The 18,558-nt window shown below is 68.5% G+C and carries 17 protein-coding genes, 1 tRNA gene and 1 pseudogene; 12 read left to right on the forward strand and 7 right to left on the reverse strand.

The genetic code is table 11. The annotated features are described in order from the left end of the window. Positions 1–114 precede the first annotated feature (114 nt). Positions 115–555 (forward strand): SRPBCC family protein, encoded by a 441-nt coding sequence (locus BCL67_RS01620; RefSeq protein WP_106121739.1) that lies wholly within the window; start codon positions 115–117, stop codon positions 553–555. A 71-nt stretch (positions 556–626) separates the two neighbouring features. Here BCL67_RS01620 and BCL67_RS01625 read toward each other — a convergent pair whose 3' ends face one another. Next, a complete protein-coding gene (locus BCL67_RS01625; RefSeq protein ID WP_106121740.1) occupies positions 627–2,003 on the reverse strand; it encodes an isochorismate synthase in 1,377 nt (458 codons plus the stop codon). A gap of 60 nt (positions 2,004–2,063) precedes the next feature. Here BCL67_RS01625 and BCL67_RS01630 point away from each other — a divergent pair, with 60 nt between their 5' ends. Together BCL67_RS01630 and BCL67_RS01635 are read left to right on the forward strand one after the other, a co-directional pair. Then, positions 2,064–2,792 (forward strand): demethylmenaquinone methyltransferase, encoded by a 729-nt coding sequence (locus BCL67_RS01630; protein WP_258174672.1) that lies wholly within the window; start codon positions 2,064–2,066, stop codon positions 2,790–2,792. Positions 2,793–2,813: 21 nt separating this feature from the next. Next, positions 2,814–3,866: a polyprenyl synthetase family protein gene (locus BCL67_RS01635; RefSeq protein WP_106121742.1), complete on the forward strand. Its 1,053-nt coding sequence runs from the start codon at positions 2,814–2,816 to the stop codon at positions 3,864–3,866. 27 nt (positions 3,867–3,893) lie between these two features. Here the strand turns inward: BCL67_RS01635 and BCL67_RS01640 are convergent, their stop codons facing one another. Together BCL67_RS01640 and BCL67_RS01645 are read right to left on the reverse strand one after the other, a co-directional pair. After that, a complete protein-coding gene (locus BCL67_RS01640) occupies positions 3,894–4,403 on the reverse strand; it encodes an HIT family protein (protein ID WP_106121743.1) in 510 nt (169 codons plus the stop codon). Further along, complete coding sequence (locus tag BCL67_RS01645; RefSeq protein ID WP_106121744.1) at positions 4,400–4,849, reverse strand: hypothetical protein; 450 nt, start codon at positions 4,847–4,849, stop codon at positions 4,400–4,402. The genes BCL67_RS01640 and BCL67_RS01645 overlap by 4 nt, the downstream gene beginning before the upstream one ends. Before the next feature lie 99 nt (positions 4,850–4,948). Between BCL67_RS01645 and BCL67_RS01650 the strand changes: the two genes are divergently transcribed. After that, complete coding sequence (locus BCL67_RS01650) at positions 4,949–6,388, forward strand: FAD-dependent oxidoreductase (RefSeq protein WP_106121745.1); 1,440 nt, start codon at positions 4,949–4,951, stop codon at positions 6,386–6,388. 111 nt (positions 6,389–6,499) lie between these two features. Here the strand turns inward: BCL67_RS01650 and BCL67_RS01655 are convergent, their stop codons facing one another. Next, positions 6,500–7,381, reverse strand: coding sequence for a M48 family metalloprotease (locus BCL67_RS01655; RefSeq protein ID WP_106121746.1), 882 nt, complete (start codon positions 7,379–7,381; stop codon positions 6,500–6,502). Between the two features lie 270 nt (positions 7,382–7,651). Here BCL67_RS01655 and BCL67_RS01660 point away from each other — a divergent pair, with 270 nt between their 5' ends. After that, positions 7,652–8,887: a Na/Pi symporter gene (locus BCL67_RS01660; RefSeq protein WP_106121747.1), complete on the forward strand. Its 1,236-nt coding sequence runs from the start codon at positions 7,652–7,654 to the stop codon at positions 8,885–8,887. A 98-nt stretch (positions 8,888–8,985) separates the two neighbouring features. Here BCL67_RS01660 and BCL67_RS01665 read toward each other — a convergent pair whose 3' ends face one another. After that, on the reverse strand, positions 8,986–9,474 hold the full coding sequence (locus BCL67_RS01665) for a YajQ family cyclic di-GMP-binding protein (RefSeq protein WP_106121748.1): 489 nt from the start codon (positions 9,472–9,474) through the stop codon (positions 8,986–8,988). 171 nt (positions 9,475–9,645) lie between these two features. On the opposite strand from BCL67_RS01665, the gene BCL67_RS01670 reads away from it, so the two are divergent. Further along, complete coding sequence (locus BCL67_RS01670; protein WP_106121749.1) at positions 9,646–10,863, forward strand: cobalamin-independent methionine synthase II family protein; 1,218 nt, start codon at positions 9,646–9,648, stop codon at positions 10,861–10,863. A 77-nt stretch (positions 10,864–10,940) separates the two neighbouring features. On the opposite strand, the gene BCL67_RS01675 is transcribed toward BCL67_RS01670, so the two are convergent. Further along, entirely contained in the window at positions 10,941–12,308 is a 1,368-nt protein-coding gene (locus BCL67_RS01675) for a GntR family transcriptional regulator (RefSeq protein WP_181255852.1), read from the reverse strand. A 206-nt stretch (positions 12,309–12,514) separates the two neighbouring features. On the opposite strand from BCL67_RS01675, the gene BCL67_RS01680 reads away from it, so the two are divergent. Both BCL67_RS01680 and trxA read left to right on the forward strand, forming a co-directional pair. After that, positions 12,515–12,599, forward strand: a tRNA-Tyr gene (locus BCL67_RS01680). 166 nt (positions 12,600–12,765) lie between these two features. Beyond that, complete coding sequence (trxA, locus tag BCL67_RS01685; RefSeq protein WP_106121751.1) at positions 12,766–13,152, forward strand: thioredoxin; 387 nt, start codon at positions 12,766–12,768, stop codon at positions 13,150–13,152. 72 nt (positions 13,153–13,224) lie between these two features. Here trxA and BCL67_RS01690 read toward each other — a convergent pair whose 3' ends face one another. Next, positions 13,225–14,319: a DNA-3-methyladenine glycosylase family protein gene (locus BCL67_RS01690; RefSeq protein WP_258174674.1), complete on the reverse strand. Its 1,095-nt coding sequence runs from the start codon at positions 14,317–14,319 to the stop codon at positions 13,225–13,227. 139 nt (positions 14,320–14,458) lie between these two features. Here BCL67_RS01690 and BCL67_RS01695 point away from each other — a divergent pair, with 139 nt between their 5' ends. The 4 genes and pseudogenes from BCL67_RS01695 to BCL67_RS15585 all read left to right on the forward strand — a co-directional run. Then, positions 14,459–16,012: a pyridoxal-phosphate dependent enzyme gene (locus tag BCL67_RS01695; RefSeq protein WP_106121752.1), complete on the forward strand. Its 1,554-nt coding sequence runs from the start codon at positions 14,459–14,461 to the stop codon at positions 16,010–16,012. Further along, positions 16,009–17,166 (forward strand): cystathionine gamma-synthase, encoded by a 1,158-nt coding sequence (locus BCL67_RS01700; protein WP_106121753.1) that lies wholly within the window; start codon positions 16,009–16,011, stop codon positions 17,164–17,166. Before BCL67_RS01695 ends, BCL67_RS01700 begins: the two co-directional genes overlap by 4 nt. Positions 17,167–17,173: 7 nt before the next feature. Further along, positions 17,174–17,797 (forward strand): MOSC domain-containing protein, encoded by a 624-nt coding sequence (locus BCL67_RS01705; protein WP_258174676.1) that lies wholly within the window; start codon positions 17,174–17,176, stop codon positions 17,795–17,797. Between the two features lie 390 nt (positions 17,798–18,187). Continuing rightward, positions 18,188–18,558: pseudogene (locus tag BCL67_RS15585) on the forward strand (dihydrolipoamide succinyltransferase); the annotation flags it as partial.

Consider the following 18,558-nt stretch of genomic DNA (forward strand, 5'->3'; position numbering starts at 1 on the left):
GCGTGCACCCTTGCACGAGGCCGCTCAGCGGGTCACGCTGGATCCAGGTCACAGCCACGGAGGTCGCCGCGGTGACCGTGGGCAGGTGGAAGCAGCAGTGTCGAGGAGGACGCTGTGCCTGAGTTTCATTCAACAGTGATCATCGACCGACCGCCGGAGGAGGTGTTCGCGTACCTCGTGAACCCCGAGACGCAGCAGATCTGGCAGTCAGGACTCCAGGAGTTCGAGGCCGACTGGGGCGATGATCCTGCGGTGGGGGATCACTCCCGAGGAACCGTGAAGGTGGCCGGGAAGAAGCTGCAGTGGGAGGCGGAGATCACCGAGGTGAAGCGTCCCGAGAGGTTCGTCTTCCGCACCGTGGAAGCGCCGTTCGCCTTCGAAGTGACCTACTCGCTCCAGCCGGTGGGGGAGTCGACGGAGGTCCACTATGACGGGACCACCGAGGCGATGGGTGGCTTCTTCGGCAGATTCGCCGACCCACTGGTGGCGCTGATGTACCAGCGCGATACGACCAGCAACCTCGCCAACCTGAAGACCATCCTCGAAGCGCGATGACGGCGCTCCGGCAGGCCGGCCGACAGGCAGCCTGACAGCCGGCCTGAGACGCAGCCCGCCGGGTGGCGGGGTCAGGGCTGGTGAACGCCGAGGGCGCCGAGCATCGGGCGCATCTTCGCCCAGGTCTCGGCGAGCTCCTCCTCGGGGTCCGAGCCCGCGACGATCCCGCAGCCGGCGAAGAGCCTGACCTGGGTGCCCTGCTCCTCCAGGATCCCGCCGCGCAGCGCGATGCCGAAGTCCGCGTTGCCATAGGCGTCGATCCAGCCCACCGGCCCGGAGAACGCTCCGCGATCGAGCCCCTCCAGGGTGGAGATCAGCTCCGCGGCGGTCGCCGTGGGGGTGCCGCAGATCGCGGCGGTCGGGTGGGCGCGCTCGGCGACCAGCAGCGCCGGGGTCTGCGCGGTCAGCCGACCGGTGACATCGGTGGAGAGATGAAAGACGTTGGGCAGCTGGAGCACCGCCGGGGGATCCTGCGCGTGCAGGTGCTGCGCGACCGGAGCCAGCTGGTCCAGCAGCGACTGAGCAGCCAGCCGGTGCTCGTCGCGCTGCTTGGGGTCCTCCAGCAGCAGGGTGCGGGCCCGCTGCAGTCCGGTGCTGCCATCCACGGTGCCGGCCAGCACCCGGGCGGAGAGCTCCTGGCCCCGGATCTTGACCAGCATCTCGGGGGTGGCTCCGAGCACGTCGCCGGCGAGATAGGTCCAGCAGTCGGTGTAGTCGGCGGCCAGCGCGGCGAGCACCGGACCGGTGGGCAGCGGGGCATCGGCGGCGACGACGACGTCGCGGGCCAGCACCAGCTTCTCGAGCCGGCGGTGCCCGATGGCCCCGACTCCGGCGCGGACCGCGCGCAGATAGTGCTGCTCCGAATGGGTGCCCTGGATCAGGGATGTCGCCGCAGCGCCGCCGGATCGGCTCGCCTGCACCTCGGTTCCTGCAGTGACCAGGCTCAGCCGGCGGTCCTTGAGCTGCAGGGAATGCTTGGCCAGCAGGCCATGCACCCGACGCAGCATCGCGGCGTCGTCGTCTTCGGCCTCGAAGGTCTCATCCAGCGCCGATGCGCGGACCACGGCGGTGATCCACGCGGTGCCCTCGAAGGAGCCGAGGATCAGCTCGGGCAGGATCAGGTGCGAGTCCGCGGCCGAGGTCGAGGAATAGGTGATCGAGGTCAGCGCCACCGGACCCGCACCGGGGATCCCGATCAGCTCGGCAGGCAGCTGCGACTCCTGCGCCAGCGGGGCCAGGTGCTGCTCGTGCCATTCCGCCAGCTCCGCGAAGCGCTCGGCGCCGCGGGTCCTCACGTGGGCCGCGGAGCCCAGACCGATCAGTCCCTCACCGCGCAGCAGCCAGGCTCCGCTGGGATCCAGCGCCGGCAGCATGTCGGCCAGTGTGGTTCCTCTGGGAAGGTCCACCACCAGCGTGGTGACGTCGAGGGAACCCGGGAGCGCTGTCATGGCTGGACAAGTCTAGGACATGGCGGCGGGAGCGATCCGCGCATGTGGGAGAATGCCAAGGTGAATCGCCCCACCACTGGAAGCCGCGCAAGCCTCGCGAAGAAGCCCGAGGACGTCGCCTCGATGTTCGATGAGGTCGCCGACCGCTACGACATCACCAACGACGTGCTCTCGCTGGGCCAGACCAAGCGCTGGCGCAAGAAGCTCGTCGCCGCGCTCGCCGTCGCCCCAGGTGAGCGGGTCCTCGACCTCGCCGCAGGCACCGGAAGCTCCACCGAGCCCTTTCATGACGCCGGCGCCGAGGCCGTGGCCTGCGACTTCTCGCTGGGGATGCTCCAGGTGGGCAAGCGGCGCCGCCCGGATATGACCTTCATCGCCGGAGACGCGATGAACCTGCCCTTCGCCGATGACACCTTCGACGCCGTCACGATCTCCTTCGGACTGCGTAACATCGTGGATCCGCTGGCTGGTCTGCGCGAGATGCTGCGCGTGACCAGGCCCGGGGGACGCCTGGCCGTGATGGAGTTCTCCGACCCCACGAACAAGGTCTTCAACACCGTCTACAACGAGTACCTGATGCGGGCGCTGCCGCCGACCGCCCGGGCCGTGTCCTCCAACCCGGAGGCCTACGTGTATCTCGCCGAGTCCATCCGCGCCTGGCCCGATCAGGACCACCTGGCCGCTGAGATCTCAGCCGCCGGCTACGCCGCGGTGAAGTACCGGAACCTCAGCGGCGGAATCGTCGCGATTCATCACGCCACCAAGCCCCGCGCCCTCCCCGCGTCCTGACCCTGGATAGGCTAGACACCGATGACTGAATCCGCAGCTGATCCCCTGACCGCGAAGCTTCCGGCAGGGTTCGACGTGCTGGCCGACGACGAGGCGCTCGCCGCCGAGGTCGCCGAGGCGCTCTCCCAGGTCGAGGAGGATCTCCTCGGCTCGCTGGCCAGCGCCGATGAGCTGGTCAACGCCTCCGCGCGCTACCTCGCCCAGGCCGGCGGCAAACGGGTCCGCCCGCTGCTCACGGTGCTGACCTCGATGCTCGGCGACGGCGTCGACGAACGCGTCCGGCGGGCCGCCGCGGTCATGGAGATGACCCATCTGGCCACGCTGTACCACGATGACGTGATGGACTCCGCTCCGGTGCGCCGCGGGGCTCCCGCCGCCCACCAGGTGTGGGGCAACTCCGTGGCGATCCTCACCGGTGACCTGATCCTCGCCCGGGCCTCACGGCTGATGTCCGAGCTCGGGCTCGAGGCCTCAGAGATCCAGGCGCAGACCTTCGAGCGACTCGTGATGGGACAGCTCCACGAGACCGTCGGTCCGCAGGAGGGTGAGGACGCCTACGCCCACTACCTGGGCGTGATCGGGGACAAGACCGGCTCGCTCGTCGCGGCCGCCTCGCGGCTCGGGGCGCTCTTCGGGGGCTGCTCCGCGCAGACCATCGCGATGCTGCAGAACTACGGCGAGGCGGTCGGCGTGGCCTTCCAGCTCGCCGACGACGTCATCGACCTCACTGCGGACCCCGAGTCCTCCGGGAAGACCCCGGGGACCGATCTGCGGGAGGGCGTGGCCACGCTGCCGGTCCTGCTGCTGCGCCAGCAGGCGCAGGACGGCTCCTCGCCGCAGACCCAGCGGGACGCGACCGAGCTGCTCACGCTGATCGACGCCGACCTCAGCTCGGATGCGGCGCTGGCCCAGACCGTGGCCGCCGTCGTCGCGCATCCGGTGACCGAGCAGTCCTGGCAGGTGGCGCACAGCTGGGCCGAGAAGGCCAAGGACGCCATCCAGGAGCTGCCGGAGAGCACGGTGAAGTCCGCGCTGGTCTCCTTCGCCGACGCCGTGGTCGAGCGCGAGGGCTGAGCCCTCCCGACGGATCCGGCAGCTGCGTCAGCTGCCGCTGGCCAGGACCTGGTCCAGCGCCGCGCGCAGCTGGAGCGCCTTCTCGGCGCGGACCTCGACGTCGACGGGGTGTCTGACCTGCCGGTAGAGCATGTCATCGGCATAGCGCGGAAACACGTGCAGGTGGTAGTGCCAGACGTGCTGGTTCCCGGCCGGCTCGTTGTGCTGACGCACCGAGGTGCCCTCCGGGTCCCAGGCCAGCTTCATCGCCTTGGAGACCTCGCGGGACATGATCGCGATCTTCCCCAGCAGCTCGTCGTCGAGGTCATAGAGCGCCTCGCGGTGCTGCACCGGGGTGATCATCGCATGGCCCTCGTGCGGGCCGAACCCGTCACAGGCCATGAAGACCATCAGGTCGGCGTCCTGGTAGACCAGGTCGCTGAGCTCACAGCGGTTCTTCGGGTCCTCGACGTCGCCGCGCGCCAGCCCGCAGAACGGACAGGTGTAGCCCGGAGGGGCGTGGGAGCTCCAGAGCTGGGCCAGATCCGGGACGCTCACGGAGCGTCCTCCTCCTCGAAGGAGAACTCCAGGAGATCGAAGATGAACTCGCTGACCGTGGCGCCCTCGTCGTTCCACATGCCGGAGTTGCTGCTGCGCCGCACGATCAGCGGATCCGGCACATCAAGGGTGTCCACGTCGACGCCCCAGGCCCAGCGCTCCTCCTCATCCTCGAGGAAGAGCAGGTGCCCGTCCTCGACGACGAGCTCATCGGGATCGAAGAAGAAGTGGTAGGCCTCCATGATCTCCTCGCAGCGGCCCAGCGCCAGGTAGAACTCCTCGAGGACCTGGGGCAGCCGCGGCCGCGCCTTGAGGTCGTCGGGCAGCTCGGAATCGGCGATCATCTGGCGCAGCTCCTCGACGGTGAGACCCTCAGCAGGGGTCCACTTCGCGTCGAGATAGGCGGGCACCAGGGCGCGGAACTTGTCGAGGAACATATCAGCCATGGCCTCAGTCTAGAAGACCGGGAACAGAGTCATTCGCCGCCGACGTTCACCCCAATACGGCATACTGTGCTGAGTTAATCGATCGATAGGAACCTATCCGTGTCCCAGAATTCCTCGCAGCGGCCAGCAGACCGGGCCATCCGCGTCGCCGTCGTCGGTGCCGGCCCCGCAGGCGTCTATGCCTCCGACATCCTGGCCAAGGCGCAGAAGAAGAGCGACTTTGAGTTCAGCATCGACCTCTACGACCGGTATCCGGCCCCCTTCGGGCTGATCCGCTACGGCGTCGCCCCTGATCACCCGCGGATCAAGGGGATCGTCAAGGCGCTGCACAAGGTGCTCGACCGCGGTGACATCCGACTGATCGGCAATGTCGAGATCGGCAAGGACATCAGCCTCGAGGACCTCCGCCGGCACTATGACGCCGTGATCTTCGCCACCGGCGCGATCAAGGACGCCGAGCTGAACATCCCGGGGATCGAGCTCGACGGCAGCTTCGGCGCCGCCGACTTCGTCTCCTGGTACGACGGCCACCCCGACTACCCCCGCGACTGGCCGCTCACCGCCGAGCGCGTGGCCGTCATCGGCAACGGCAACGTCGCCCTGGATGTCGCCCGGGTGCTCTCGAAGCACGCCGAGGACATGCTCACCACCGAGATCCCGGAGAACGTCTACTCCGGGCTCAAGACCTCCCCGGTCACCGACGTCCACGTCTTCGGACGGCGCGGCCCGGCCCAGGTGAAGTTCACCCCGCTGGAGCTGCGCGAGCTCTCGCACAGCCGCGACGTCGACATCGTCCTCTATGAGGAGGACTTCGACTTCGACGCCGGCTCCGACGAGGCGATCAAGACCAACAACCAGGTCAAGACGATGGTCAACACCCTGGGCAACTGGCTCGTGGAGCAGGAGGAGCGCGAGGCCGAGGCCTCCCGCAGGCTCCACCTGCACTTCCTGCTGCAGCCGGTGGAGATCCTCGAGGGCACCGACGAGTCAGGCAACGGCACCGGGGCCGTCGCGGGCGTCCGGTTCGAACGCATGGAGCTCGACGGCACCGGCAACGTGCGCGGCACCGGGGAGTTCCAGGTCTTCGACGTCCAGGCGGTCTACCGCGCGGTAGGCTACCTCGGCTCCGGGATCCCCGGGCTGCCCTTCGACGAGAAGCGCGGCGTGCTGGTCAACGAGGCCGGACGGGTCAAGGACGAGGCTGGCTCCCACGTCCCCGGCATCTACGCCACCGGATGGATCAAGCGCGGCCCCGTGGGGCTGATCGGCCACACCAAGGGCGACGCGCTGGAGACCATCGGCTGCCTGCTCGAGGACCTGCACCACCTTCCCGTGGCGCCGGAGCCTGCCGAGGACGCCGTGATCGAGCTGCTTGAAGCCCGCGGGGTGGAGTACACCACCTGGGACGGCTGGCAGAAGCTCGACGCCCACGAGATCTCCCTGGGGGAGTCCTACGGCCCGCTGCCCGACGGCGGCGCCAGGGAACGGGTCAAGGTCGTCGAGCGCGACGACATGATCCGCATCTCCCGCGAGAGCTGAATCGAGCCGCGGACGCACCCCGCACAGAGCAATGCCCCCGAGCCGTCCGGCGCGGGGGCATTGCTCTGTGCGGGGTGCGCCCACTGTGGGGTGTGCCCCCGGCGAAGCGGGTCAGCTCGGGTTGTGGCCTGCCATGGCCTCAAGCCGGGCGATGCGCTCCGGCATCGGCGGGTGGGTGCTGAAGAGCTTTTTCGCCCGAGCGCCGAACGGGTTGGCGATCATCATGTGCGCGTGCGCGTCGTGCTTGGGGTCCTCCTGGAGCGGGTAGCGCGAGATCCCGCGCTCGAGCTTGTCCAGGGCCGAGGCCAGCGCCAGCGGGTCCCCGGTGAGCGCGGCGCCGTCGGCGTCGGCGTCGTACTCACGGGTGCGGCTGACCGCCATCTGGATCAGGCTGGCCGCGATCGGCATCAGGAACACCGCGACGATCGCACCGACCAGGGCCAGCGGGTTGCCGCCCTGGTTGTTGCCGCGGCCGCCGCCGAAGAGCAGGAAGAACTGGCTGATCGTGGTGAGGAAGCCGGCCACTGCCGCGGCCACCGAGGAGATCAGGATGTCGCGGTTGTACACGTGCATCAGCTCATGTCCGGTGACTCCGCGCAGCTCACGCTCATTGAGCAGGTTCAGGATGCCCTCGGTGAAGCAGACGACGCCGTTCTCCGGGTTGCGGCCGGTGGCGAAGGCGTTGGGCGTGGGGGACGGCGCGATGAAGATCCGCGGGGCCGGCTGCTGGGCCCGCTGGGCCAGGTCTTCGACCATCTGGTAGAGCTGGGGGGCCTGCTCCCGGGTCACCGGGTAGGCCTTCATCGCCTTCAGCGCGATCTTGTCCGAGTTCCAGTAGGAGTAGGCCACAGAGACCAGGCCGATCAGACCGAAGACGAAGATCAGTCCGGGAGTCTGGGTGGCGTAGGCGATCACGGCGCCGACGAGCAGGAGCATCGCGAAGAGGAACGCGAGCAGACCTGCTGTGCGCAGCCGTCCGTGGTGCTGGTGCATTGACTCTCCTAGGAGGGGATCAGGGGTGGAGATGGTCCGCTTGTGACCAAAGACATCCTACTCTCGACGGGTTTCGGCGGATCGTTCACCTGGTTCACCTTCCCGTGTGAGTCTCGTCGGGCAAGCGGTGCACAGTGTTCTACGGCCCGTCATCCGGCAGTGATAGCGCTCCCTGTGATTCACCTCGCATCCGCTGCACGGTTCGATCCAGGGATTGCCAGCCACCACTCAACAGGGCTCATCCACGCTCGTGTTCCAAGAGGAGATTGCATGTCCGCACCGTCGATGGAGGCCCCGCAGCGGGTCGCCAGCACTGTAGACGAAGCACCCGCCAAGCGACCCTTCAACCTCTTCGAGCGGTTCGGCCTCTCTGGGCGTCTGCTCGACGTCGCCAACTGGCTCTCTGTGGCCGTGGCGGTCTACGTGCTGATCACCGCGGTCAATGTCATCGGCACCGGTTTCGGCATCGCCACCGGGGATCAGGCCGAGAGCCTCTTCGCCTTCGCGACCAACCCGATCATCGGATTGATGATCGGCATCTCGGCCACCGCGCTGACCCAGTCTTCGACGACGACCACTTCGGTGACGGTAGGTCTGGTCGCCGGTGGTCTTCCGCTCGGTGTGGCCATCCCCATCATCCTGGGGGCGAACATCGGGACCACCTTGACCAGCACGCTGGTGAGTCTGGGAATGGTGCGTGATCAGGAGTCCTTCCGCCGCGGCTTCGCCGCCGCGACCGTGCATGACTTCTTCAACCTCATCGCCGTGCTGATCTTCCTGCCGCTGGAGATGATGTTCAGCCTGCTCGAGCGGCTCTCCACCTTCTTCGCCGGACTGGCCATGGGCACCGACGGCGGCCCCGTCGCCTACGTGCTCGAAGCCGTCGGCTCCACCATCAAGGCCGGCACCAAGCCGCTGGCGAACCTGATCGAAGACTCGCTGAGCTTCATCCCCGGCAGCTGGCACGGAGTGGCGATGATCGCCGTCGCCATCGTGCTGATCCTGCTGGTGATCAACTTCATCGGCAAGCTGCTGAAGGTGCTGCTGGTGGGCAGGGCCCGGCAGGTCCTGCATGCGGCCATCGGTCGCGGACCGATCGCCGGCATCGGCTCCGGCGCAGCGGTCACCGTGATGGTCCAGTCCTCCTCGACCTCCACCGCGCTGATCGTGCCGCTGGCCGGGTCGGGAGCGTTCACGCTGAAGCAGCTCTACCCCTTCACCCTCGGTGCGAACATCGGCACCACGATCACCGCGCTGATCGCGGCCTTCGCCTTCGACGGCCCGGCCGGTCAGGTGGCGCTGACCGCGGCGCTGGCCCACCTGCTGTTCAACGTGCTGGCCACGCTGATCATCTTCTGCACCCCGTGGCTGAGGGACCTCCCGCCGCGCGGCGCCACCTGGCTGGCAGATCTGGCCGCCGAGAAGAATGTCTGGGCCTTCGCCTGGGTGCTGGGAGTCTTCGTGGTCATCCCGCTCGCGCTGATCGGTCTGAGCATCATCTTCTGACCCGCGCTCCCGCAGAAAACCTCGCTGGTTGCGGTTTCCGGTGGATACGTATCCACCGGAGAACGCAACCAGCGGGGTTTTTGGTGTGTGGGGTGAGGTCAGCGCATGTTGACGAACTGCAGGTCGGCGTCGTCGAAGTTCTTCAGCATCGCGATGACCTCCTGCAGGTCGTCGCGGGACTTCGAGGTCACGCGCAGCTCGTCGCCCTGGATGGTGGCCTTCACGGTCTTCGGGCCCTCGTCGCGGATCAGCTTTGTGATCTTCTTCGCGGTGGGCTGGTCGATGCCCTCCTTGATGGTGCCTTCGATCCGGAACTCCTTGCCCGAGGCGTAGGGCTCTCCGGAGTCGAAGGACTTCAGCGAGATGCCGCGCTTGACCAGCTTGGAGCCGAAGACGTCCTCCACGGCCTTCGCGCGCTCCTCGGAGTTGGCCTTGATCAGAAGCTTCTCCCCGGAGGAGTCGATCTCCGCGCCGGTGCCCTTGAAGTCATAGCGCTGTGCGATCTCCTTCTGCGCCTGGTTCAGCGCATTGGCGACCTCCTGCTTGTCCACCTTCGAGACGACGTCGAACGTCGAGTCCTTAGCCATGTGTACCTCCTGATCGGCATGGATATGTGCCGCCGAGTCTAATCGCGTTGGACCCTCGCGTGGAGGTGGGCGGAGACCGACGACGACGCGGCACCAGTCGTACTGGACACGGCAGGCTCCGAAGGCACTACACTCGACTTTGAAGATATGAACAAAATGAGGAGAGTGGAGATGTCCAGGACGTTCGTCCCAGTCACACATGCGGGGTCCCTGCCGCGCACAGCCGAGCTCATCGCGGCCAACGGGGCGCGAGAGCTCGAGGCCGACGGGTTCACCCTGCGTCGCACCCAGGAGTTCGAGCAGCTGCTCACCGACGCGGTGATCGATCTGGTCGCCGATCAGCAGCGCGCAGGCGTCACCGTGCCCGGGGACGGCGAGTATGGCCATGCCATGACCTCCGCGGTGGACTACGGCGCCTGGTGGTCCTACGTGTTCCAGCGGGTGGGAGGACTCGAGCTCACCGGGGAGGACCTCTTCAACTGGCCCCACGTGGAGTCCAGCCCCGGGCGCATCCGGCTGACCAACATGCTGGACCGGCGCGACTGGGTGCGCTTCCGCGAGGCCTACTCAGACCCCAGCTCCGGGATCGGCACCGGCTCCAACGCCACCGCCTTCCCCTCGACCACCGCCGAGCTCACCTGGCGCGGGCAGGGTGCGATCGCCTCTGACATCGCCAACCTGCGCGCGGGACTCGATGCCGCCGGACTGGAGACCGGCTTCCTCACCTCGCTGTCTCCAGGCTCGGGAGCCAGGATTCCGAACCGGCACTACGCCACCGAGGAGGAGCACATCTGGGCCTGGGCGGCGGTGATGAGGCGCGAGTACAAGGCCATCACCGATGCTGGCCTGATCGTACAGATCGATGACCCCTCGGTCGCGGAGAACTGGGACCAGATCTCCCCGGAGCCCAGCGTCGAGGACTACCGACGGTTCACCCAGATCAGGATCGATGCGCTGAACTGGGCGCTGGAGGGGATCCCCGAGGAGCAGGTGCGGTTCCACCTGTGCTGGGGATCCTGGCACGGCCCGCACACCACCGACATCGAGTTTCGCCACATCGTGGATCTGATGCTCCAGGTCAATGCCAGGTATTACCTCTTCGAAGCGGGCAACGTCCGGCACGAGCACGAATACACCGTCTGGGACGAGGTGGCGCTGCCAGAGGGCAAGGTGATCGTGCCCGGGGTGGTCTCCCACGCGACCAATGTCGTGGAGCACCCCGAGCTGGTCGCGCAGCGGATCCAGCGGTTCGCGGACCGGGTCGGTGCCGAGAACGTCATCGCCTCCACCGACTGCGGGCTCGGCGGCCGGCTGCAACCACAGATCGCCCGCGCCAAGCTCGAGACCCTCGGCCTGGGCGCCGCGCGCGCCGGGGAGCGTCTCTTCTGAGCCTGCCGCGCTGAGCAGACGACTCCGGGGTCGGCCCTTGAGCGGCCGACCCCGGAGTCGTGAGTCGAGCGGGTGTCTCAGACGAACGTGGAGTTCAGCCCATCCTCGGTGGCGTGGAGCACCAGCTGGGCCAGCCCGGCCAGCAGCTCCTTGTCCTCGGGCAGCTGGGCGCAGGAGATGCGCAGCAGTCCGGTGGGCTGGTCGGTCATGTGGGAGCTGGTGCCCACGTCGGTGATGATGCCCTGCGCGCTGAGGGTCAGGGCCGCGGTGCGCTCGTCGGGGACCTGGACCCAGATCGCCCAGCTCGCCGGGCCGGCCTGTGCGGTGAGACCCACCTCGGTGAAGGCCTCGAGCGCCATCCGGCGACGGTTCGCGTAGCGGGTCTTGGCGCTGTTGAGCCTGCGGCCGGCACCGGGATCGCGCAGCAGGAAGGCCAGCGTGTTCTGCAGGATCCGGCTGTTGGAGCTGACGCCGCCGGAGCGCTCGGCGATGGCCCCGTTGATGAGCTGTTTGGGTCCTGCCATCACCGCGGTCCGCAGATCCATGCCGTAGGCGCGTTCGAAGCCGATGACGCGCAGCGTGCGCTCCGGCAGCAGGGTGTCGAGGGAGTGCGTGAAGGGGTCCACCTCGGCGAGCGGCCCCAGGGGGTCCTCTTCGATGATGACGGTCTCGGGGGAGGACTCCAGCACGCCCGCGAGCTCCCGGGTGCGATCCTCGCTCAATACGTGGCGTGGGGAGAAGGCTCCTGACGGGCTGTGCACGAAGGCGACGGCACCGGCGTCGAGCGCCTTCTGCAGCGACTCGGGGATCGGGCCCTGCTCATCCACCGACACTCCGATGGTGCGCAGGCCCAGGCTCTTGGGAACCGAGAGGTAGCCGGGGGAGGCGGGCTCCTCCACGGCGATCAGATCGCCGCTGCCGGTGACCGACTTGGTCGCGAGCCAGAGCCCCTCCGTGGCGGAGGAGACGGCGGCGAAGCTGCGCGCCCGGGCACCCTCGGCCTGGGCTCCGAGCTTCTTCTCCACGGCGCGCTGCAGCTCGGGCAGGATGTGTTCCCGGCTCCAGCTGTGCAGCTGCGGCTGCTTGAGGCTGCGCACGAGCCCTTCCTCCAAGGAGGGCAGGAGGCGCTGATCGGGGCTGCAGTGCAGCAGGTCGACCCCGGACCAGCTGCGGAAGCTGGGTCCGCCGACGTCGCCGGGCTCCACGATGCGCGTCCCACCGCGACGGCGGGTCTCGACGAGGTTTGATTCCCGCAGCAGACTCCAGGCCTGGGCGATCGTGCCGACGCTGACCCCGATCTCGGTGGCGAGGTCACGGACGGTGGGCAGACGCATCCCGCCGCTGAGCGTGCCGGCGCTGATGAGCTCCCGCACCTGCTCCGCGATGCCATTGGGGCTGCGTTCACTCAGGTGTCGAGCCAGTGTCTCGGCCTCGATATCGGCCACGTTGCTCCTTGAGGATGGGTGCTGGGTACGTACATGCGTCATTGCGGACGATCTGAACGGGATCCTCGCGCACGCAGGGATGGTGTGTTCAACCCTACTCCCTGCGATGGATTCGGATTCGAAAATTTCCGGTGTTGTCGCTAAAGTAATGGGGTGCCTCATACGGGGTGCCGAAATCTCCTCCGGGAGGTTTCGTGTGGTTGCACGGCAGATTACCCGAGCGGCCAAAGGGGGCTGACTGTAAATCAGCTGGCATCGCCTACGGGGGTTCGAATCCCTCATCTGCCACCACATCAAAAGGACGGTTCGGATCTGCAGAGATCCGGACCGTCCTTTGTCATGGATCAGGGTCTGATCCCACTCACACGCCGCCCTCGTTGCGCTGGGCGCTTAAGTGGCCCCATGCCAGCAGGGGGCAGGCCGACAAGGCGGAGCTGCTCGCGTAAGGTGGCGAGGCATGGCTACCACTGATCTGACCACTGCAGACTTCCAGCAGACCCTTGAGGACAGCGACATCCTGCTCGTCGACTTCTGGGCCGACTGGTGCGGACCGTGCAAGCAGTTCGCGCCCGTGTACTCCCAGGTCTCCGAACAGCACCCCGACGTCACCTTCGCCAAGGTCGACACCGAGGCCGAGCGCGAGCTCGCCGCCGCCGCGAACATCACCTCCATCCCCACCCTGATGGCGTTCCGCGAGAAGGTCCTGGTCTTCTCCCAGCCCGGCGCGCTGAACGCCGAGCAGCTCACCGAGGTCATCACCGCGGTCAAGGACCTCGACATGGCCGAGGTGCACAAGCAGATCGCCGAGGACGCGGCCGAGCAGGACGCCAAGCCCCAGGGCTGATCGTCCCACCGGCGCCGCAGTCCAGCCGCGGCGCAGCAGTTGCGCTGCGGTCCGGCGCGGTGACTCGACCGGTCAGCGTCCCCGGTGGTCCGCCGGCGTCAGCTTCGGACCATATTTCTGATCCTGGAATCCGGAGAGCTTCAGCAGCCGGATGATCCGCTGCCGGTGCGGCGCGTAGGGCGCGAGCAGGCGCAGCATGCCGGCGTCGTCGGTGCGCGCGCCGGTCATGGCGGCTCCGACGAAGTTGCTCAGGTGATAGTCCCCGACCGAGGGAAGGTCCGCCGCCCCGTGGGAGCGCTGCAGCGCCTCGGCCACCGTCCACTCCCCGACCCCGGGGATCGCGCGCAGCCGCAGCCCGAGCTCGGCCACCGACTCCGTCTCCGCCTGGGTCCGCGCGCCGAGCCGATGGATCGAGGTGGCGCGCTCGGCCACCCGCTGGATGGTCTTGGACAGCGCCGGCTGGACCCACAGCTGGTGCCACTCCCAGGACGGGATCCGGCGCAGCGCCGGACCGGTCAGCGGAAGCCGCATCCACGGCGGCGTGGGCAACAGGGCTGAAGCCGGCGCAGGCTCCCCGTGGCGGCGCAGCAGCCCTCGCCATCCGGTGCGCGCCTGATCGTGGGTGACCTTCTGCTCGAAGGTCGCCGTCACCAGCTGATCGAAGAGCCCCCCGGTGGCGGGCAGCCGGACGCCCGGATGACGCCGGCGGACCCTGACCAGCGCCGCGGAGAGCTGATCTCCGAGCGCATCGAGCAGCAGCTCCGTCTCCTGCCAGCTGTCCTGGGCCCCGAGGATCTGCGCGCCGCGCCGCGCCGCGAGACCGGACACCAGCTCGGGGCTGATCCCGGGCCCCGCCGCGGCCACCCGCACGCGCACCGTGGACGCGGTGCGCTGATCAAACCGCAGCGTCGCCGCTCCGAGCGGCGCGCCGCTCGGGTCATAGATCCGGTGACACATCCACGCCCCCGCTCCGGGGGTCCCGCGCGGACCTCCGGTCATCGAGCCCGCCCCGGGGTCGAGCCGGATGCTCGGGTCTCCGGCGCCGCGCTGCAGCACCGAGAGCGTGCGGGGAAGATCGATCGGCCCGCCGAGGTCCACCAGCCCCTCGTCCTGGAACGCCGCCGGGGTCGCTGCCTGGCCCGCTGCCGTGGTCGGTCCGGTGGTCATGGTTCCACTCTGGCACAGGGCAGGGACATCCACCGGCAGCAGACGATCGCGGACCGCGGCGGCCCAGATCAGCGCGGTGACGTGTCGAAAGAAGACCGGACCTGACTGATCCGCCCGAGAGGTCGGTAGAGTTGGCCGCATGAAATATGCCCAGTCCGTCGTCGAGCTGATCGGCCGCACCCCCCTGGTGAAGCTGAATCAGATCACCGAGGGCGTCTCCGCCACTGTCCTTGTGAAGCTCGAATACCTCAACCCCGGTGGATCCATCAAGGATCGCATCGCGCTGAAGATGATCGAAGAGGCCGAGTCCGCGGGTCTGCTCAAGCCCGGGGGAGTGGTGGTCGAGCCGACCTCCGGCAACACCGGCGTCGGCCTGGCCCTGGTGGCCCAGCAGAAGGGCTACCGCGCGGTCTTCGTCACGGTGCCCAAGGTGGCCCAGGAGAAGCGCGACGTGCTGCGCGCCTACGGCGCCGACGTCGTCGTGGGCCCTGCCGGGGTCCCTGCGGAGTCCCCGCTGTCCTACTACGGGATCTCTGACCAGCTGGCGGGGGAGATCAAGGGCGGCTACAAGCCGGATCAGTTCTCCAACCCGGCTGCGCCGAACTCCCACTACGAGACCACCGGCCCCGAGATCTGGGACGACACCGACGGCAAGGTCACTCACCTGGTGGTCGGCGCCGGCACCGGCGGCACCGTCACCGGCTCCGGGCGCTACCTCAAGGAAGTCTCCGCCGATCGCCCCGGCGGTCCGGTGCGCGTGGTCGTCGCCGACCCCGACGGGTCCATCTACTCCGGCGGCGAAGGCCGCCCCTACTTCGTCGAAGGCGTCGGCGAGGACATCTGGGTGAAGAACTACGACGCCTCGATCCCTGACGAGCACCACGCCATCTCCGACGCCGAGTCCTTCGCCATGGCGCGCCGGCTCGCCACCGAAGAGGGTCTGCTGGTCGGTGGATCCTCCGGCACCGCGGTCGCCGCGGCGCTGAAGATCGCCAAGGACCTCGGTCCTGAGGACGTGGTGGTCGCGGTGCTTCCCGACTCCGGTCGCGGCTACCTGGGCAAGATCTTCAACGACCAGTGGATGATCGACCACGGCTTCGGCGCAGTGGTCTCGAACTCCACCGGCGTGGAGATCAGCGTGAAGAGCTCCGCCGAGCTCAGCGAGGCTGTGACCAGCGGAATGATCGGAGCGGACCCGTCGGACGCCGCCGGGCCCGCGGCCGCGAAGAAGAGTCATCCGGGCCGGGACGCCGAGCAGATCACCGCCTCCGACGTGCTGCTGGCGAAGACCTCGCTGTTCTCCGACGCGATGCCCGAGGTGGTCTCGATCTCCCGGCAGACCACCCTGCGCGAAGCCGTCTCGGTGATGAACCGCTACGGCATCGACATCGTCCCGGTGATCGACCAGCCCGGCCGGGTCGCTCGGATCGGGGAGGTCTACGGCGTCGTCGACGTCGCGCACCTCTCCGAGGACCTGATCATCGGCCACGCCACCCCCGATGAGCTGGTCACCGATCACCTGGACATCGACCTGCCGCTGGTCGGGATCACCGAGACCCTGCCGCAGATTCTGAAGAAGCTCAGAAGCAACCCCACCCTGCTGGTCGCCGAGAACGGCGACATCGTAGGAGTGCTCACCCGCAATGACCTGCTTGCGCACCTCTCCGGTGCCCAGGAGAAGGAGACCCGATGACCGAGAACCGCCACGGATTCGCCACCGACGCCATCCACGCCGGACAGGAGGTCGACGAGGTCTTCGGTGCAGTGGTGCCGCCGCTGCACTTCTCCACCACCTATGCCCCCGACGGGATCGGGAACCTGCGCCGCGGCTACGACTACGGCCGCGCCGGCAACCCCACCCGCACCTCGCTGCAGACCCAGCTGGCGGCGCTGGAGGGCGGACGCCACGCCTTCAGCTTCGGCTCCGGCCTCGCCGCCGAGGACGCCATCATCCGCGCGGTGACCCGCCCCGGACAGCGGATCGTGATGGGCAACGACGCCTACGGCGGCTCCTACCGGCTGATCAGCCGGATCCACGGAGACTGGGGGATCGCGAACACCCCGCTGGACCTCACCGATCTGGACCGGGTCGAAGCTGAGCTCTCGGCGCCGGAGGCCACGCTGCTCTGGGTCGAGACCCCCTCGAACCCGCTGATGGCCATCACCGACATCGCCGCGCTGGCGAAGATCGCCCACGCGAACAACGCGCTGCTGCTGGTGGACAACACCTTCGCCAGCCCCTACCTCCAGCAGCCGCTGGCGCTGGGCGCTGACATCGTGGTGCACTCCACCACCAAGTACATCGGCGGACACTCCGACGTCGTCGGCGGCGCCGTGATCACCTCCGACGACGAGCTGGCCGCCTCCATCGGCTTCCAGCAGTTCGCCGTGGGCGCGGTCTCCGGCCCGCTGGACGCCTACCTGACCACGCGCGGACTCAAGACCCTGGCAGTGCGCATGGACCGGCACTGCAGCAACGCCCAGGCCATCGCCGAGCACCTGGTGGACCACCCCGCCGTCGAGCGCGTGCTCTACCCGGGGCTGCCCGATCACCCCGGCCACGAGCTGGCCAAAGCGCAGATGAGCGGCTTCGGCGGGATGGTCTCGATCCAGCTCGTCGGCGGAGAGGCCGCCGCACGCAAGGTCGCGGAGGGCACCCGGCTCTTCATCCTCGCGGAGTCCCTGGGCGGCATCGAGTCGCTGATGAACTACCCGCATGAGATGACCCACGCCTCGGTGCGCGGCACCGAGCTCGCCGTCCCGGAGAACCTGCTCCGGCTCTCGGTGGGCATCGAGGATGTGGCCGATCTGATCGCGGACCTCGACGCCGCCCTCGCCGGGCTCTAGCGCAGTGGTGGAAGCCTCGCCGACCTGCCTGGCCGGCGCCGCCGACCGGCTGGGACTCACCGGTTCGGTGGACGCCGTCTGCGTGGTGCACCAGCTGGTCCCCGACGAGGTCGGGCAGGTCGGGGTCAGCGGGATCGACAAGCGCCCGGTCCAGGGCCCGGTCCGGGTGCGCACCCTGGGACTGCATGGGGACGTCCAGGCCGACCGCAAGCACCACGGCGGACCGGAGAAGGCCGTCTACGCCTACGCCGCCGAGGACGCGGGCTGGTGGTCCCAGGAGCTGGGCCGTGAGATCCCGGCCGGCAGCTTCGGGGAGAATCTGCGGATCTCCGGGATCGACCTCGACGGCGCCCACCCCGGGGAGCGCTGGCAGATCGGAGACCGGGTGGTGCTCGAGGCCACGGTCCCGCGCATCCCCTGCGCCACCTTCGGCCGGTGGCTGGATCAGCCCGGCTGGGTGAAGCGGTTCATCGCGGCGGGTCGGCCCGGCACCTACTTCAAGGTGATCACCCCCGGCACGGTGCAGGCCGGTGACCGTGCCGCCGTGATCGCCGTCGCGGAGGCCCCCGGCGCCACGATCCGCGAGACGGCGCTGCGGCGCGGCCCGGCGCAGGCCCGGCCCGACGACTGAAGCCCCAGCTCAAGGGCGCGTATGGTGACGTTCGTCTCCAAAGGCGACAGTCACGGCTCGGCTGGGCTAGACTAAACAGGCATTCTCCGGATATTCCCGTTTTCTCTTGCTGACTCCGAGCGTGCCTCATCCACATGAGGCCGGACGCTCGTTGAGGGTTGTGTGTATCCACGGGTCGACTCCGGAGCCGACAAAGCGGCCGAGTCCCTGTGACTGATCCAGTCCCTTCCTAGAACCTCAAGCAACCTGCCCTGCCCATGCAGAGGCTGTGTGCCATGCCTACCGGCATGCCCAGCGTCTTCGAGCAGCGGTGGTTGATTGCCCAAGGTCTTCTGCGACTGGATCTTCAGCGGGTTCACTCGATCGCATGACATGTGACGAGGAGTCAACATGACGATCCAGGACCATAACTCCGCAGAGCCCACCCCGGCCGAGGCCGAGACCGCCGCTGCGGCGCAGACCGCAGCGACCACCGAGTCCGGCGCGACAGAGACGCCGGAGACTGCCACCCCTTCTGAAGCAGCTCCCGCTGCTGACGCGGCGTCCGCCGAGGCCGCCCCGGCTCACACCGAGGCAGCCCCGGCCGTCGAGGCCGAGTCCACCCCGGCCGTCGAGGCCGCCCCCGCCGCTGACGCCGCACCGGTCGTCGACCCCGCCCCGGCCGCTGAGGCACCTGTTGCTGCCGCCCCGGCCGCTGAGGCGCCTGTTGCTGCCGCCCCGGCCGCTGAGGCGCCTGTTGCTGCCGCCCCGGCCGCTGAGGC

Origin of the sequence: Nesterenkonia sandarakina, assembly GCF_003003175.1 — a bacterium.
GTDB lineage: Bacteria > Actinomycetota > Actinomycetes > Actinomycetales > Micrococcaceae > Nesterenkonia > Nesterenkonia sandarakina_A.

What these genes read in the sequence shown, in the direction of transcription:
- BCL67_RS01625 (WP_106121740.1), bottom strand. Translation starts at nt 2,003, where the DNA reads ATGACAGCGCTCCCGGGTTCCCTCGACGTCACCACGCTGGTGGTGGAC.
- BCL67_RS01635 (WP_106121742.1), top strand. Translation starts at nt 2,814, where the DNA reads ATGACTGAATCCGCAGCTGATCCCCTGACCGCGAAGCTTCCGGCAGGG.
- BCL67_RS01645 (WP_106121744.1), bottom strand. Translation starts at nt 4,849, where the DNA reads ATGGCTGATATGTTCCTCGACAAGTTCCGCGCCCTGGTGCCCGCCTAT.
- BCL67_RS01655 (WP_106121746.1), bottom strand. Translation starts at nt 7,381, where the DNA reads ATGCACCAGCACCACGGACGGCTGCGCACAGCAGGTCTGCTCGCGTTC.
- BCL67_RS01660 (WP_106121747.1), top strand. Translation starts at nt 7,652, where the DNA reads ATGTCCGCACCGTCGATGGAGGCCCCGCAGCGGGTCGCCAGCACTGTA.
- BCL67_RS01665 (WP_106121748.1), bottom strand. Translation starts at nt 9,474, where the DNA reads ATGGCTAAGGACTCGACGTTCGACGTCGTCTCGAAGGTGGACAAGCAG.
- BCL67_RS01670 (WP_106121749.1), top strand. Translation starts at nt 9,646, where the DNA reads ATGTCCAGGACGTTCGTCCCAGTCACACATGCGGGGTCCCTGCCGCGC.
- trxA (WP_106121751.1), top strand. Translation starts at nt 12,766, where the DNA reads ATGGCTACCACTGATCTGACCACTGCAGACTTCCAGCAGACCCTTGAG.
- BCL67_RS01690 (WP_258174674.1), bottom strand. Translation starts at nt 14,319, where the DNA reads ATGACCACCGGACCGACCACGGCAGCGGGCCAGGCAGCGACCCCGGCG.
- BCL67_RS01695 (WP_106121752.1), top strand. Translation starts at nt 14,459, where the DNA reads ATGAAATATGCCCAGTCCGTCGTCGAGCTGATCGGCCGCACCCCCCTG.
- BCL67_RS01700 (WP_106121753.1), top strand. Translation starts at nt 16,009, where the DNA reads ATGACCGAGAACCGCCACGGATTCGCCACCGACGCCATCCACGCCGGA.